This is a genomic window from Aliinostoc sp. HNIBRCY26 (genome assembly GCF_050235535.1).
In the GTDB taxonomy this organism is placed as follows: Bacteria; Cyanobacteriota; Cyanobacteriia; order Cyanobacteriales; family Nostocaceae; genus Trichormus.
The window spans coordinates 5,008,226-5,024,098 of the sequence record NZ_CP189852.1; the positions used below are offsets into that span (position 1 = coordinate 5,008,226).

The window sequence follows — 15,873 nt, forward strand, 5'->3', positions numbered from 1 at the left end:
CTCAGTATACTTAGCAAGATTAAAGTACGATTCCTATATAAATACAATAAGTATTTTTACTTGAACGAAGTTAGCTATCTAATTACTTGTATCTGCAAAATACATTATTTTTCCCAACCAAGTTCGCGTCGCACTGCATATACTGTGGCGATAGCCTTCTTCTGAAGAATCATTCCAGGTTTACTCAAATGTGCTGAAATGCGGCTAGCAGTTGGTTCTATTCCCTGGGAATTTAGCTGAAGAGCAATCTGGCGAATTTCTTGGCTGAGTATTTCAACTCTTTGGTTTGACTTTTCTTTGCAATAATTTGCGTATCTTTCTGAAATAGCAGAACATATTTCTGGGAAATATTTTTTCAGAGAAGGTAAACTAATACCGATTTGTTTAGTCACTTCCTGCATAGATGGTGGTGGGTAGGCTTTATTTGCTACTACAGACTCCAACAATTGTTTTATATTTTTAGTTTTTTCATTCTTCTTATACTCAATATATCGTGCATTTATAGCTTTACATAACTCTGAAGAATGATAGTACAAAACAGAAGTTTGTTTATATCCGAGCCATTCAGCAATTGCTGAAAATGAGCCTCCCGCAGTTTCCAATCATCTCTGAGACTGAAGTCATTGGCACAGTAGCTAGAACTCATCAAGTCGAAATAGTTGAGGTCACAGCCAGAGGTGTTGGTATCTTCAAAGACTTGGCACACTGCTTCCTTGGGTAAGGAGTCCCGCAGTTGGATTACTGGTATTTGATAATGCTCAAATTTCTTGAGTACCTCTATTTCTAGGGTGTCGATGAGTTCCAGTTTTTGAGCATCGTATTGCCAATATTTGCAGTATTTACTTCTCCATTCAGAAAAGAAGAAAATTTTTGATAATGGAAATAATCCTAGTTTATACTCGTTTTCTGGGGTAGAACAGTCTATTATTTCCCCACTAAAAGTTCGTAATCTTTTTGATTCTGGGAAAGCGATGATGGCACTGTGGCGGTCGATATTATTGTCAAGTGATTTGGCAATATCGAGGTAGTACCATTTTTTAATCAGCTTTTGGGTTTTGTAGTCTTTAATAATCACGGGTTGCCCTGATAGCAAAACCATGAATGAAGTAGTTAGGCGTTGCTGTCCGTCAAGAATTAATAAGTTAGCTCACTTCTTGCACCTAACGTAGATACCCGTAGAAAGCCAATAGACAGCACAAAACTATAACAAGATTCAAATAAGGATAGATAAGTAAATTTAGTTATAAATAGAACGTAAATGCCGTAATATTGCGTAGAAAGTAAGATTTCCGCGTCGGCGGTTACTTTTTCGCCGAAGACATGGATATGTTTGCCTTTGATACTTAAAACATGAGAGAAAAGGCGTGAAATACTTGAATTAAACAAAGCACTGATTAATGCTTGCCCACGCCCAAAAACTAGTTTATAGCCTGAAAGAACTGATGCCAACGCAGTACCAGAAAGATAATTTAGAAGCTATGCTGGCATTATTTTTAGAGGCACAAGGACACCCATTACCCGAACACAGTCAAACAAAATCTCCAAGTGCAATCAGCCGATTTCTCAATATCAATCCTTGGTCAACTAGGGAGATGATTCGTGTTGTTCGTTCCACCGCATTACAAACAGTACTCAAGGTTTTAGCATCATCTGCTAAAGGAAGAAAACCCTTTTTACAAGTAATAATTGACCTAACGACTTTAGAGAAACGAGGTAAATTTCAAGAGTTTAGTGATTTAATCAGAGTCTACAATGGTAAACGCGGTTTGCATCTGGTCGTGGTTTATTTGGTAATTGGAAGATGCCGTATCCCTTGGAATTTTAGGGTTTGGAGAGGTAAGGGAACGCCTTCCCCTGCAAAGCTAGGACTGAAACTCGTGAAACGTTTACCGCAATCTTTAACTCAACATTTCCAGACAATTATTTTAGCTGATACGGCCTTTGGCAGTATAGAATTTCTTGAGGGTGTACGTCGTCTGAAATATCATGCTATTACTGGTGTATCTATTAGCCGTAAATTAGCAGATGGTAGACTTTTAAGACGCTTACATCAGCAAGGGCAACAGGTTTATCTGTTTGGGTTAAGCTTTCCTGTTACTGTTTCTTGGTATTACTTAAAACGCGATAATGGCAAACTAGAAAAACGTTTTATTTTATCTACTCGCCCGATTAAAGCTTCTACTCTTAAATGGTGGGGTAAGCGTCGATGGCAGATTGAGGGATGGTTCAAAACCGCCAAGCACCGTTTTGGTTTACATCGCTTTGGGCAAGGAACTCTGCTGGGTATGTATCGTTGGCTTATCCTTTCTCTCACTGCTTATCTCATAGCCCATTGGAGTTATCTGCATACTCAGTCAGCATCACCACCTGATTGGGGTCAAGCTGCACAACTAGCTCTTGAATCTATTTTCCCTCAATTAGTAGTGTATCTTCTTTTACTTAACATTGAACGCCTCACTCCTCTTGCACGTAGTTGTGGTTTTGACATTCATATTTCCAGGTGCAAGATGTGAGAATTGCGAATTGCGAATTGCGAATTGCGAATTGCGAATTGCGAATTGCGAATTGCGAATTGCGAATTGCGAATTGCGAATTGCGAATTGGTTTAACTATGGACTAATGTATAAACCCATTATTTTTTATTATTGGTGACAATTTTAGCTAGCATTGAGCCTGTTAAATCCAGCAATTGATCTAAGAAAAAACCGATAATCCCTATATAAAATATAGCCTCAGTTATGTAGTTAAGGTTGACAGCTTTATAACCCTCCCAAGCCAAATTCCCTAGTCCTTTTTGCTCAATTAACATTTCTTGAGCAATTACTGTAAACCATGCTACCCAAAGTCCAACTTTCAGTGCATAAAAGAGGTGAAAAATAGCTACCCGAAAGTTCTTGTCTTGTCTATAAAAATGCCGCATCCCGATAGCTGTATTGATGACAATTGTCCAGAAGGTAGCAAGAAAAGTGACTATCACGACTGCTGATTCTTTCTCTTGCAGTATTACCAAAACAAGAGGTAGCAAGGCGATAGGGGGGATACTATGGGGTATTTGCACTATGCGTCTAAGTATCTGATAGATTGTGCCATTAACCCCAATTAAATAACCAAGTAAACTGCCTGCGACAGCAGCAGGGATGTAGCCTACAAACAATCTTTGTAGACTATATAAAACATCTAAAAATATACTTCTATCCATGCCTCAGTTCTAATCTGGAACGGCAAAAAATACTGCGGCAATTACAACAATTAAAATTATTAAAACGACAAATGTGACACTCTGGTTAATTTCATCTTACCAGAGAAGTGAATTTTGATATAGGAAATCATAAACCTATATTTTAGGGATTGAACATTATTCAACCCCTAATTATTAAAATATTGTGAGCATTGGTATTTTGTTGGGGAAATGTACAGATTATTTTCCTAAATTGCGCTTCATCTGTTCTAATTCATCTTCAGTTTCCCAACGGCGGAACTTTTCTTCTAAGTCATCAAAACTACTGCTAGAGGTGCTAGCTTGATTCCACCAACCACCTGTTTCTATACGCTGTTGAGTTTGGGCTTTAGCGCGTGCTGTTTGGGCTTCGGCGGCTTTGGTTTTGACTTCCTGTCGTCGCACCTGGATTTTATGTAAAAGTTCTTGGGATTGGGCGATGCGTTCTTTTAGCCCTTGCATATGTCCCCAAAGCTGATTTCCTTCACGCAGTAGGGCGGCTTCTCTATCTTGGGCGGCGGCGGCTAAATCTTGTCTACCGCCGTTTTTGGCTTTTTGGACGCGGATGTGCCAACGTTGAATTTCTTGGGCGGTGGAGAGAATATCTTCTTGCGATCGCTTCTCTTGTAATTGTAAATCTGCAATTAACTTTAATGTATCTTCCTCTTGCTGCCGCAGCTGTTCTAACAACGCTTCTAATTCCAAATGCGGATTATTACGCAAGAATTCCTCTAAACGGTTTTCCAGAAACCGACTAAAATCATCAAATAAGCCCACTGTCAGAACTCCAGAGTTGGGGGTGTGATGATTTTATTGTAGTAATTATCAACGCAGAAGAAAGGAAATAGAGAAACTGCGCCACCCAAAAGGATAGATGTGATTCTCTAGGATGAATTGGGCAATCTAAAGTATAACTTCCTACGTCTAAAGATAGACTCTATTCTTCTTGGTATGAAATCTTGGGCCATCAATGACTCCTACCGACCAGCATCTAGAGTAAAAAAGCTGTATTTACGCAGTGTTGTGGTGCGGTTGATTCTCGGCGGTACGATTATTTTTGTCAGTATATCTGCTTACTGTAGCTATTTAGCAGCCCGTAAGCTAGCACTGGCAGACATCCGCAAGAATGCTTTTTTAGAAGTGCAAACAGGAGTTGATCAAATAGAGACGTGGTTAAAGGTTCGCAAAGCGGAGGTAGAAACCCTAGCCAACACATCAAATGTGCGTTCTTTAAATTGGTCTGTAGCAGAACCTTATTTACAGACAGAGGTGAAACGAACCAACGAATTTTTCTTTTTCCAAATAGTTACCCCAGACGGTTCATTTTCTAATACTAAAGTTGGTCGGTCAACCAAAAATATTAAGGATAGAGAGTTTTTTCAAAAAGCAATGGCGGGACAGAGTAATATTTCTGACCCCTTTATCAGTCGTTCTACGGGAATTCCGTTAATTGCGATCGCAACTCCGATTTGGTCAAGTCCTCAAACTCCCCATTCCCCAATCGGTGTATTTCACGGTAACGTGACAGTTGATCACATGACAGAGATTGTCAACTCCTTACATTACGGTAAAAATAGCTATGCTTTTGCTCTCAACTCCCAAGGAGAGGCGATTGTCCATCCTGACACAGCATTAATGACAACTGTAGAAAAGCCTGTACCTAGTCTACTGCGTTATCCCAAATGGCAGGCGATCGCCAAAAAAATGGTCAAGAAAAAGCAGGGAATTCAATTAATGGAAATTGACGGCACCAAAAAATATGTTGCCTATTTACCATTAAAAACCGCTAATTGGTCTGTAGCTTTGGTAATTCCCCGCGAAAATATTGAATCTCGCCTGCAATTTTTGGATTTGATTGCTGTGATTGTTGGGGGACTGACTATCACCATGATTACCGTCTTGTGGCGAGTGCAAGCTTTTGAACAGGCGCAACTGAAAAAGTCTAAAGAAGCGGCTGATTTAGCTAATAATGCCAAAAGCGAATTTTTAGCCAACATGAGTCATGAACTGAGAACACCCTTAAATGGCATTTTGGGTTGCGCGCAAATTTTGTTACGTTCCGCCGACTTACGAGAACAAGAGCAATATCATGTCAACATTATTGAACAATGTGGCTCTCATTTGTTGACTTTAATTAATGACATTTTGGATCTCTCGAAAATTGAGGCGAAAAAACTAGAAATTTGCCCTGAAGATGTACATTTTCCGTCTTTTATTCAAGGAATCGCCGAAATTTGTCAAATTCGCGCCACTCAAAAAGGGATTACATTTATCTATGAAACCGCCAGTGATTTACCTACGGGAGTGCATATTGATGCCAAAAGACTACGACAAGTCTTGTTAAATCTACTGGGAAATGCCATTAAATTTACAGACAAGGGGGAAGTCACCTTCAAAATTGCCACGATTGAGCAATCTCCCAGTGCAGGACAAATCAAATACCGCCTCCGCTACACCGTAGAAGATACAGGCATCGGTATGACTGAGGCAGAATTGAGCAAAATTTTCCTACCTTTTGAACAGGTAGGACAAAAGAAGCGGCAAACCGAAGGAACTGGACTCGGTTTAGCAATTACCCGTCAATTAGTGCAGATGATGGGAAGTGATATCCAAGTGATGAGTCAGGTGGGACAAGGTAGCACCTTTTCGTTTGAGTTGGAGATGCTAGCAACCAGTGAATGGTTAGAATCAGCGATGACGGTATCAGCAGGAAAAATAGTTGGTTTTGCAGGTAGTCCCAAGACAATTTTAGTAGTAGACGATCGCTGGGAAAACCGTACAGTCTTAACTGATATTCTGCAACCATTAGGTTTTCAGGTGGTGACAGCAGTCAATGGTCAAGACGCACTAGAAAAAGCCGACGCAATCCTACCAGATTTAATCATTACAGATTTAATTATGCCGGAAATGGACGGTTTTGTTTTGATTCAAAATCTACGACAAAACCCTAACTTTCACAATCTCAAAATTATTGTTTCTTCGGCAAGTGTATTTGATTCTGACCAAAATCGCAGCCTAGCAGTAGGTGGTGACGATTTTCTCAGCAAACCCATACAAATAGATGAATTACTGCGTCAATTAGAGCGTCATTTAAGTTTAGTCTGGATTTATCAGCCATCTGAGTCTGAAGCAGTTTTAGATGTAGTCACACCACAGAAAAATCCCCTACCACAATTAATTTCACCCCACCCAGAAGTCTTACAGGAACTAATAACACTAGCTAAAAGGGGTAACTTTAACGCCATTATCAAATGTGCAGAGCAACTAGAAACGGCAGATTCTAACTTTGCAGATTTCGCTCAACAACTCAAGCAACTAGCCAGACAATTTGACGAAGATGCAATTCTTAAATTTTTGATGGAATATCAGGTGGAAATAGCATGAGAGCGACTGTAAATAACCCCAATTATTTTAGCGATCGCGCACCGATTAGAGGCATAATTTTAATAGTTGATGATCATCCTCATAATTTACAAGTTTTATCAAGTTTTTTAGATGAATCTAGTTTTGAAGTTTGGGCGGCGCGCAGTGGTGAAAAAGCCCTACAACGATTAGAAAATGATTTATTACCAGATTTAATTTTATTAGATGTGATGATGCCTGGTATGGATGGTTTTGAAACCTGTCAACATCTCAAAAATGACCCCCGTTTTTGGGATATTCCTGTCATATTTATGACCGCGCTTTCAGAAACTGCCGATAAAGTTAAAGGTTTTAAACTAGGAGCAGTAGACTACATCACCAAACCTTTTCAACATGAAGAAGTTTTAGTCAGAATCGAACATCAATTGAAATTGAGATATCTGACTACCAGCTTAATTGCCAAAAACACAGAATTACAAAACACCCAAAGCCAACTCATCCAAACCGAAAAAATTGCGAGTTTAGGTCAAATGGCAGCCGGTATTGCCCATGAAGTGAATAATCCCATCAATTTTATTGCTGGTAACTTAAATTTTGTCCAACAGTATGTACAAGAGTTAACAGATTTACTCAAACTTTATCAAAAATATTTGCCTAATCCACCAGCAGAAATTCAGGCGGTAATTCAAACAAATGACTTCAGCTATATCTTAGATGATTTATATCATGTTATTCAATCAATGAAATTAGGTACAGACCGCGTTACGGAAATTGTCTCTTCATTAAATAAATTTTCTCGCAATCGGGAAACAGGTAAGAAATTAGCTAATCTCCATGAAGCCTTAGAAAGTACACTACTAATTCTTGGGCATCGACTTAAGGCTAATCCTCAACGTCCAGCTATCGAAGTTATCAAAGAGTATGGAGATTTGCCATTGATTGATTGCTATCTTGGGGAAATTAGTCAGGTTTTTATGAATCTAATTACTAATGCCATTGATGCTATCGAAGAATCCCAAAAAAATCAGAACTACCATGAAATACTCCAAAATCCTGGGAAGATTATTCTCAAAACAGAGGTAATAGAAGATAGAGTCATCTGCCACATTTCTGACAATGGTACAGGAATTAGTGAAGAAGTTAAAAATCAAATATTTAATGCTTTTTATACTACTAAGCCCATCGGTAAAGGTACTGGTTTAGGTTTATCAATAGCTCACCAAATTATAGTTGTAAATCATAACGGCAAAATCTCATGTCATTCTCGGCCAGGATTGGGGCTAGAATTTGTCATTGAATTACCCATACATTAATATATTCGACATACATAAAGGTTTGTAGTGATGACTAAAGTTCTCTCTGCCAGACGCTCCGCGAACAAAAAAGGACTAAAGTCCTTACTACAAACTAAACCTTAGTGTTTTTACATGACTTAATATAGTTTGGTTTTGGCAAATCGTTCTACTTAAAGCGGAGTCACCCAATAGCTAATTCCTTTTTCTACTCTATTGACTAACCCCAAATTGACTAAATCTGATTCAGTTAAACCTAAATAAGTCCAGTGGGGTACATCATTAACCACAGTTTGAAACCAGCCATATTCATTGAGTGTCTTTCTTTGCTGCTGATTAGATATTCGCAAATCAATCGCTAAACCCCAAAGATGTTGTGATGCGCCTGGAGGTGCAACTGTACTGAGAATTGCTGTTTCTTGTCCTTGTTTGACTTTATCTAAGGTATGTTGGTTAGCATATTTATGCCAGAATCTTAAATTAGTCGCAAAAGTGCGAGTACAATCACCAGAACCGTAACCTGATTTTAAAGGAATATTTTCTTGAGAACGGGCTTGATTTAAAGCTGTGGCGGCTATTGCTTGGAGGTAACAATCATTTGTTCCCTCGATTTTCACCATTGTTAAATTATTTTGAAATGTTTGTGTTTCTTGCTCGTTATTGAGTAGCACATTGGATGGTAATTTGACAGTTGTTAATTGATTAATAAAAACTGCCCCGTAGGCTTTAAGCAGGATATATTCATAACTTCCAGGCTGGGGAATGTTAGATAAGTGACTAGCGATCGCACTTAAAAACCTTTCTTTATCTGTCTGAGGAATGTTAAAGTTAGGTGTGGGTGAAATTGGTACTGAATCGCTAGGAACACAGGATGGAGAATTAACTGTGTTACAAGCATTTGATGTTTGTATATTGGGTTGATGAAGATTAATCCTGGTGATAGCCACGACTATACAAATTACCAATATAGATATAAAAATATAAATTGCTTTTTTGACAATTAATCTCATGGGGATAATTTAGTTTATCAGGTTGCCTTTCACCATATTACAAAATTATATAAATATTGATTTTAAACTTCACTTTCAGATTAATCAAAAATGTGTAATTTTTCGAGCATGATTAATTAACACATCTTTAAATCTCCAGACACACATACATCAATACAATCACTGAATTAAGTTAACATTAGTAGTAATTCTCAATTTGCTCACCCTGTACGTATGACCATGCACAATTCCGTTGCCAAAAACGCTTTCGGGCAAGACGCTTTTGATGTCATCGTTGTCGGTGCAGGTCACTCCGGTTGCGAAGCAGCCCTTGCTACTGCCCGCCTCGGTTGTCGTACCCTGCTGTTGACATTAAATCTAGATAAAATCGCTTGGCAACCCTGTAACCCGGCTGTGGGTGGCCCTGCTAAATCTCAATTGACCCATGAAGTTGATGCTTTGGGTGGGGAAATTGGCAAAATGGCAGACCGCACATACCTACAAAAGCGTATCCTCAACTCTTCACGAGGCCCGGCGGTATGGGCATTACGCGCCCAAACTGACAAGCGGGAATACGCCGCCATTATGAAAAATATTGTAGAAAACCAAGAAAATTTGAGCATCCGGGAAGGGATGGTGACAGACTTGGTGTTGGGTGCGAATGATGAAGTAATTGGGGTAGAAACTTACTTTGGTGTGGCTTTTGAATGTAAAGCTGTAATTTTAACCACGGGGACATTTCTCGGCGGGAAAATTTGGGTAGGAAATAAGTCAATGGCGGCGGGACGCGCCGGAGAATTTGCGGCGGAAGGCTTAACCCAAACATTGAATCATCTGGGATTTGAAACTGGTAGACTCAAGACTGGGACACCAGCACGGGTAGACAGACGGTCAGTAGACTACAGCAAAATGGAATTCCAGCCGGGAGATGCGGAAGTCCGGTGGTTTAGTTTTGACCCCCAAGTGTGGGTAGAACGGGAACAAATGCCTTGTTATATGACCCGCACTACCGCCGAAACCCATCGCTTAATTCAGCAAAACTTACATTTATCTCCGGTTTATGGTGGTTGGGTGGAGGCGAAAGGGCCGCGTTACTGTCCCAGTATTGAAGATAAGATTGTCCGCTTTGCCGATAAGGAAAGTCACCAAATTTTTATTGAACCGGAAGGACGAGATATCCCCGAACTCTACATCCAAGGGTTTTCTACAGGGTTGCCGGAAAATTTGCAACTGCAAATGTTACGTAGTCTACCTGGGTTAGAAAAATGTGTGATGTTACGTCCCGCCTATGCAGTGGAATATGATTATTTACCTGCGACACAGTGCTATCCCACAATGATGACGAAAAAAATTGCGGGGTTATTCTGTGCGGGACAAATCAACGGTACAACAGGCTATGAAGAAGCGGCAGCCCAAGGCATTGTGGCGGGAATCAACGCGGCGCGGTTTGTGCGTGGTCAAGAAATGATTATTTTCCCCCGTGAGCAAAGTTACCTGGGGACATTATTAGATGACCTGTGTACTAAAGATTTGCGCGAACCTTACCGGATGTTAACTAGCCGTTCAGAGTATCGCTTGTTACTGCGTTCCGATAATGCTGACCAACGGTTGACACCTCTGGGCAGGGAAATTGGCTTAATTGACGATCGCCGTTGGGAATTGTTCACCAATAAACAAGCCCAGATTGCCGCCGAAAAAGAACGGTTGTATGCTACCAGAGTCAAAGAACATGAGGAAATTGGCAAAGCGATCGCCTCTGATACCCAACAAGCTATCAAAGGTTCCATTACCCTAGCGGATTTGCTGCGTCGTCCGGGATTTCACTATGTAGATTTGCATAAATACGGACTTGGTAATTCTACCCTCACGCAAGCAGAACGGGAAGGGGCAGAAATTGACATTAAATATTCTGGCTACTTGGCGAGACAACAAAGCCAAATCGAACAAATTGCCCGTCAAGCTAATCGCCCATTACCAGCAGATTTAGACTACACAAAAATTGACACTCTTTCTAAAGAAGCGCGGGAAAAACTCTCCCAAGTCAAACCCCTCACAGTCGGTCAAGCCGCCCGCATTGGTGGTGTGAATCCGGCGGATGTCAACGCTTTATTAATTTTTTTAGAATTGCGTCAATCTCAACCACAATCAGGGGTTGCGGCTTTGTCTTAACTTCATCTTTATGAAGGGTGAGTATATTAGAAGTGGGATGGGTATGATAGATGACAAGAATTCAACCCTGGCATCATCAATGATCCCCGATTAGGAGTTGAATTTCATACAATAAACAATCAACTCGTCTAGTTTGGACAGAAGATTGGCTAATTTGAAAATCCTGATACCCAGGTAAAAGGGGCGGTGTTGCCCCATCCTGGCAACTACCACCTAACATTTGCTTATGTTACTAGAAGCTAGCTCCAATCTGATTATCCCCGAACCATCAGAAGACCTCATTGTTAACGAACCGTGGTCAATAGAATTCTATGCTGATGGCTTGATGGATGAATTGTTTGCCAGTATTGACGAAATACTAGATGTCAATTTCAATCATCATCAATCACCACGCCCAGGGAATGCACCGAGAAGCGACTGGTCATATACTTCCCAGCAAACCACTATAGAACATGACCATCTGCAAACCGTAGATGTCCCGCAGATTGTTCTACCGAATACAGCCAAGCGTCCCGTACAGACCGTTGCTACCATTAGCAACAAACAAGTCAATTCCGTTGTTGTTGAAAAACCCCAAGTTAAATCAATCACTCAAGTTACTCAAACAGCTAAACTCACCTTGGGTAAACTGCTGATTGTGGGTACAACTATTGGTGTGGCGATCGCTGGTGTACTATATATATTTCAATCGGGGGGTTTAGTTGTTCTCACCTCTCAATTTAAGCAACCAAATGCGTATACTCCCACAGCCCAAGTACCGACAAAACCAGATGTCCAAGCTGAGTTAGTTAACTACATGATGGGAGCATTAGCCGTCATTGATGGTAAAGAAAACAACAATCAAAGTCAAGTCCGTTCTCCATTAGCCAATCGGGTAATTACCAATCCGACATCCTTAGCTTTATCTAACAATCAACCCATAGGGAATCTACCATCACCCCTGACTGCCAACAATACAGCACCTACACCTAGTCGGTCTGCTAACGTTGTGGAGCGCATTTATATTCCTGTTTTCCAACCACCTTCACCAATGCGCTCTGCACTCCCACCAGTTCCTAATTTAGTTTCACCCTTACCCCCAGTTGCCAACCAACCGAATGTAGTCAAGAATACTTTAAATCAAGTCCAACCAGCCGGCAAACCCAGCAGCGTCAATATGTTAGCGGCGGCTGTGCGTTCTGATATGAAACCTGTGTCTGTGAGAAATGCACCGATAAAAGTGCAACAGTCACCCAGTTCTTTACCTAATTTACCGGTTGTTCCCTTCGGTGCTAGTTTACCAAGACCATCTACCAACACACAAGCAGTCCAAGTTGCATCTCTCAACGTTACCCCTCCTGCGCCTAGTAACACATTAGAAGGATTATTAGAGTTAGGGAATAAATCTGTAGCCCTATTTCAAATTAACGGCGTTAGTCGTCGCGTTAGCATCGGTGAAAGCATTGGCTCTAGTGGTTGGACATTAGTAGAAGTTAACAACGGTGAAGCTATAGTCCGCCGTAATGGTGAAGTACGCTCGATTTTCACAGGACAAAAATTGTAATATCAATTCGCCATGAAGAAATGATACCGAATGGGGATAAGTAGTATTTTTTCGAGATTCTGGAATAGGCTAAGAATCTAGGATTTGAATCTAAAATTCAAAATCCAAAATCCAAAATTGGTATGAGAACCAGTCAAGATGGTATTTGTAGTAGTTTTGAGCAGGGTGAAAATTAGGGACACAACAATTAAGTGTCCCTAAGTTTACCAAAGAAGGAATTTTGAATTTAACTAACTTCTGGCTGGGGGATTGATTTCAAAGTGAATATGATGATCATGACCATTTAGAGGTTTACAAAGTCCTTCTCTTACGAGGGTGGGATCATTAAAAAATACTGCATTTGCACGGACTAGCTTTTGTCGGCGAATTGATTGGATAATAGCGCGTGTTGCATCTCGGTCGTATAGTGCATTTGTATAAGAAATACCGCCGAAATTGCCATCGTTTCTGGGTAAGAAAACATCGCACATCAAACCTGTTTCATGTCCTCGGTGGTCGGGAGTGTCCCCGCCATAAGGTAAACTGACATCATTAATGGCGAATGGTGAGGCATCAGGGCGAGTATTGCGATAGGTATTTTGATAGTCTTGAGCAATGGCTAGAATGGTTTCAGCTAGCCAGTGTGTACCGAAGTCGTGTTTATCGTTGATATCCGCGAGTTCGCCGTTAATCAAACCGCTCTGAGGTTGGCTTTCTGGCATTGTTACCCATCTTGGTGCATTATCAGCTTGCAACCATCGGTGAGTAGTACCATCAACATCAACTCTACCATCACCTCGAATGGTACTGCGACCAGCAATAATTGATTGAAATAGACGAATTGCGTCGTATAGTCCTCTGTCGAAACTGGGGGTGTTGGGGTCGCCTACCCAGGTGTAACCTAGTTCATGGAGTCTGGCTTTGACTGCTTGCACATCTTGTGGTTTATTGACTCCGCCTACCCCTACGCTACCGGTGAGTTGAATGACTCTGGCTTCAGTTGTAGTTGCGGTTGACTCATTCTGCTGGGAAACACCCAAGATAACTTTAAATTTCAGTTCTAGACTTTGGTCATCGATCGCTAGTAACATAGTGCGATCGCCTGCTTGATTAAATACAAAGTTCATACGCCATTTGCCATCCTCACCAATTGTGACATCAGAGGCAGGGAAGCGATCGTCAATCATCACCGACACAGTTCTACCTTTGTCAGTTAATCGCGCCACACCTTCCATACTGAAAACTTGCCCAACAGCTACTTCTTGCGGCGCACGTAGAATTTGTAATTGTTCTACGGTAGTGGGGGAAGCGAGAACTGCTACACTGTTGGTATCAGTGAGTAATCTTTGGGCTTCTGGCAGTAATCTTACTACCTTAGAAACATAATCAGGATCGGTGGAAAAACCCTTAGCACGAAGAAAACCCAGGAAGTTTTCTGGTGTATTGGTATGTTCTTCTAAACCTTTGTAGGGAGAACGGGTGAGAAATTTCCAATAGCCAACAATAAACGCCTCAACATCGATAAACTGACAAAATTCGACTGCTTCTTTTTCTGAAGGCACTTTAATTTTTAAAGGTTCAGCAAAACCCATCATGTCGGGGGTTCGCCATTTCAACCCAGCAAAGTTATTACCTTTAATTGCTAGTTCACTGGCGGCTCTACCTGATTCTAATAACCATTGTGCCAGGGTAGCTGCTTTTAAAGTCTGGCGATTAATCTCAGATATTTTCTCTACCTTAATACCAACTTTAGTAAAAATTGCAGCTAAATCAGTTTGTGCATATTTACTAATTAAATCATCTAATAATCCCATAAATCACCCTTAGAAAAATACTAGGATTCAGTTTGTAGTCAGGACTTTAGTCCTTTTCCGTTCGCGGATCGTCTCATAGAGAGAAATAAAGTTATCTCTACAAACCTTTAATTATTTACCTTGTTCTATTTAAAGTTAGAGAAAATTAGCTTGTAGTAAGGGCTACCTTGTGGGTTCTGCGAAGAACAATAGCCCTTTTATGAGGACTAAAGTCCTTACTACAAACCTTGATTTACACAGTTATACTTATTTAGCACCTGTTGGTACTGCAACATCAGCTTTTTCCAGGATTTTGCAATGTTCAGCAAACACAAAATGTTTGTTGCGATCGCCTATATTTTTATCAGGCCAAGTTACACAGTAATGGTGTTCTTCAAAGGTGAATCCTGCAATTGGGTAATTGCCTGGTTGAATATCGAATAGCTTTTCTTTGGGTAAATCAGATGCTTGTTCTGTTGATGGTTTTAAAATTGTGGGCTTGGTAATTTCTAAAATGTAATCTTTATCTGGCTGTGGTGTGTCTTCACTATCTTCGCCAATTAACCCATCTTTAATTGCTTCTGCCATTTTTTCGATATTCAATAAATCCATATCTTTTTGAGAATCGCAAAAGCAGCACTCAACTAAAATAGCTGGCATTTGGGTATTTCTCAAAACGAAGAGACTGTTTGATTTCACTCCTCTATTTCTAAAACCGAGTTTGACAATTTGTTTGAGGACTGATTGAGCAATTCCTTGTGATGTATTACTAATAGCAATCACTTCTGTACCGTCAGCTTTGCCAGTTGCTGCATTAAAGTGAATTGAGACAAACACATTCACATTATTGTTATTGGCTTTGTCAGTTCTTTGTCTGAGAGAATCATTCACACTACCAGCACTATGGGGTGTGCAATCAATCACGGTATGTCCGGCTGCTTTGAGTTTCTGGATGAGTAGAGTACCAACAGCTTTAGTTAAATCATCTTCTTGTTTGAGACCTGTTGCACCAGTATCAGGTGGGCAATTATGCCCCATATCAATACCAAATTTCATCGTTTTTTCCTGGTTATGTGAGTGTGGCAATTACATTCATAACCTCAAAGCGATCGCTTTGTCAGTGAGAAAAGGTGAGCATATCTGTAAATATACGTAAACAGTTAAGGATTTCAGATTTTACGGATAGTGGCTATTGACGAACAAACTCTTTAGATGGGAAGAGAAATTATAAACTCTGTCCCCTCACCCAGAACAGAATTAACTGTGATTTTACCACCGTGTTTTTCTTCAACAATTTGACGGGCGATCGCTAATCCTAAGCCTGTACCTTGACCTACTGATTTAGTAGTGAATAAATGGTCAAAAATCTTGTTTTTAACTTCTTGAGTCATGCCTTTACCATTATCAGCAATTGAGATTTTTGCGCATTTATCTACAATTGATGTTGCAAGTGTAATGCGGTTGGGGTGAGTTTTAATTTCTGCAAAACTCTTATCCCTCTTTTGTTACTTTAGGAAAAGAAAAATTG

The 15,873-nt window shown here is 40.4% G+C and carries 12 protein-coding genes and 2 pseudogenes; 5 read left to right on the plus strand and 9 right to left on the minus strand.

The window, feature by feature from the left end; genetic code table 11:
- Window positions 1-104: 104 nt before the first annotated feature.
- Genes ACQFX9_RS21245 through ACQFX9_RS21255 form a run of 3 tightly spaced genes read right to left on the minus strand, consistent with a single transcriptional unit; the run spans window position 105 to window position 1,386 of the window.
- A complete protein-coding gene (locus ACQFX9_RS21245) occupies window positions 105-446 on the minus strand; it encodes a hypothetical protein (protein WP_427158282.1) in 342 nt (113 codons plus the stop codon).
- A gap of 53 nt (window positions 447-499) precedes the next feature.
- A complete protein-coding gene (locus ACQFX9_RS21250; protein WP_427158284.1) occupies window positions 500-1,099 on the minus strand; it encodes a hypothetical protein in 600 nt (199 codons plus the stop codon).
- 35 nt (window positions 1,100-1,134) lie between these two features.
- Complete coding sequence (locus ACQFX9_RS21255; protein WP_427158286.1) at window positions 1,135-1,386, minus strand: hypothetical protein; 252 nt, start codon at window positions 1,384-1,386, stop codon at window positions 1,135-1,137.
- Window positions 1,387-1,397: 11 nt separating this feature from the next.
- Here ACQFX9_RS21255 and ACQFX9_RS21260 point away from each other — a divergent pair.
- Window positions 1,398-2,456: pseudogene (locus ACQFX9_RS21260) on the plus strand (transposase); the annotation flags it as partial.
- A gap of 176 nt (window positions 2,457-2,632) precedes the next feature.
- On the opposite strand, the gene ACQFX9_RS21265 reads toward ACQFX9_RS21260, so the two are convergent.
- A complete protein-coding gene (locus tag ACQFX9_RS21265; RefSeq protein ID WP_427158288.1) occupies window positions 2,633-3,199 on the minus strand; it encodes a nitrate transporter in 567 nt (188 codons plus the stop codon).
- A gap of 219 nt (window positions 3,200-3,418) precedes the next feature.
- Window positions 3,419-3,994: a TIGR04376 family protein gene (locus ACQFX9_RS21270; RefSeq protein WP_427158290.1), complete on the minus strand. Its 576-nt coding sequence runs from the start codon at window positions 3,992-3,994 to the stop codon at window positions 3,419-3,421.
- 174 nt (window positions 3,995-4,168) lie between these two features.
- On the opposite strand from ACQFX9_RS21270, the gene ACQFX9_RS21275 reads away from it, so the two are divergent.
- Window positions 4,169-6,601, plus strand: coding sequence for an ATP-binding protein (locus tag ACQFX9_RS21275; protein WP_427158291.1), 2,433 nt, complete (start codon window positions 4,169-4,171; stop codon window positions 6,599-6,601).
- Window positions 6,598-7,893: a hybrid sensor histidine kinase/response regulator gene (locus ACQFX9_RS21280; protein WP_427158293.1), complete on the plus strand. Its 1,296-nt coding sequence runs from the start codon at window positions 6,598-6,600 to the stop codon at window positions 7,891-7,893. The genes ACQFX9_RS21275 and ACQFX9_RS21280 overlap by 4 nt, the downstream gene beginning before the upstream one ends.
- A 152-nt stretch (window positions 7,894-8,045) precedes the next feature.
- Here the strand turns inward: ACQFX9_RS21280 and ACQFX9_RS21285 are convergent, their stop codons facing one another.
- Window positions 8,046-8,882 carry a D-alanyl-D-alanine carboxypeptidase family protein gene (locus tag ACQFX9_RS21285; protein WP_427158295.1) on the minus strand — a complete coding sequence of 279 codons (837 nt, stop codon included), beginning with the start codon at window positions 8,880-8,882 and terminating at the stop codon, window positions 8,046-8,048.
- 213 nt (window positions 8,883-9,095) lie between these two features.
- Between ACQFX9_RS21285 and mnmG the strand changes: the two genes are divergently transcribed.
- Together mnmG and ACQFX9_RS21295 are read left to right on the plus strand one after the other, a co-directional pair.
- Complete coding sequence (gene mnmG / locus ACQFX9_RS21290) at window positions 9,096-11,030, plus strand: tRNA uridine-5-carboxymethylaminomethyl(34) synthesis enzyme MnmG (protein WP_427158296.1); 1,935 nt, start codon at window positions 9,096-9,098, stop codon at window positions 11,028-11,030.
- A gap of 226 nt (window positions 11,031-11,256) precedes the next feature.
- Window positions 11,257-12,573 carry a hypothetical protein gene (locus ACQFX9_RS21295; protein WP_427158297.1) on the plus strand — a complete coding sequence of 439 codons (1,317 nt, stop codon included), beginning with the start codon at window positions 11,257-11,259 and terminating at the stop codon, window positions 12,571-12,573.
- Window positions 12,574-12,803: 230 nt separating this feature from the next.
- Here the strand turns inward: ACQFX9_RS21295 and ACQFX9_RS21300 are convergent, their stop codons facing one another.
- From ACQFX9_RS21300 to ACQFX9_RS21310, 3 genes and pseudogenes are all read right to left on the minus strand, one after another.
- The gene (locus ACQFX9_RS21300) at window positions 12,804-14,366 is read right to left on the minus strand and encodes a glucosaminidase domain-containing protein (RefSeq protein WP_427158298.1); all 1,563 of its coding nucleotides are present in this window, start codon (window positions 14,364-14,366) and stop codon (window positions 12,804-12,806) included.
- A gap of 246 nt (window positions 14,367-14,612) precedes the next feature.
- Entirely contained in the window at window positions 14,613-15,401 is a 789-nt protein-coding gene (locus ACQFX9_RS21305) for an N-acetylmuramoyl-L-alanine amidase (RefSeq protein WP_427158299.1), read from the minus strand.
- A 152-nt stretch (window positions 15,402-15,553) separates the two neighbouring features.
- Window positions 15,554-15,838 (minus strand): annotated as a pseudogene (locus ACQFX9_RS21310) (sensor histidine kinase); the annotation flags it as partial.
- Window positions 15,839-15,873 lie beyond the last annotated feature (35 nt).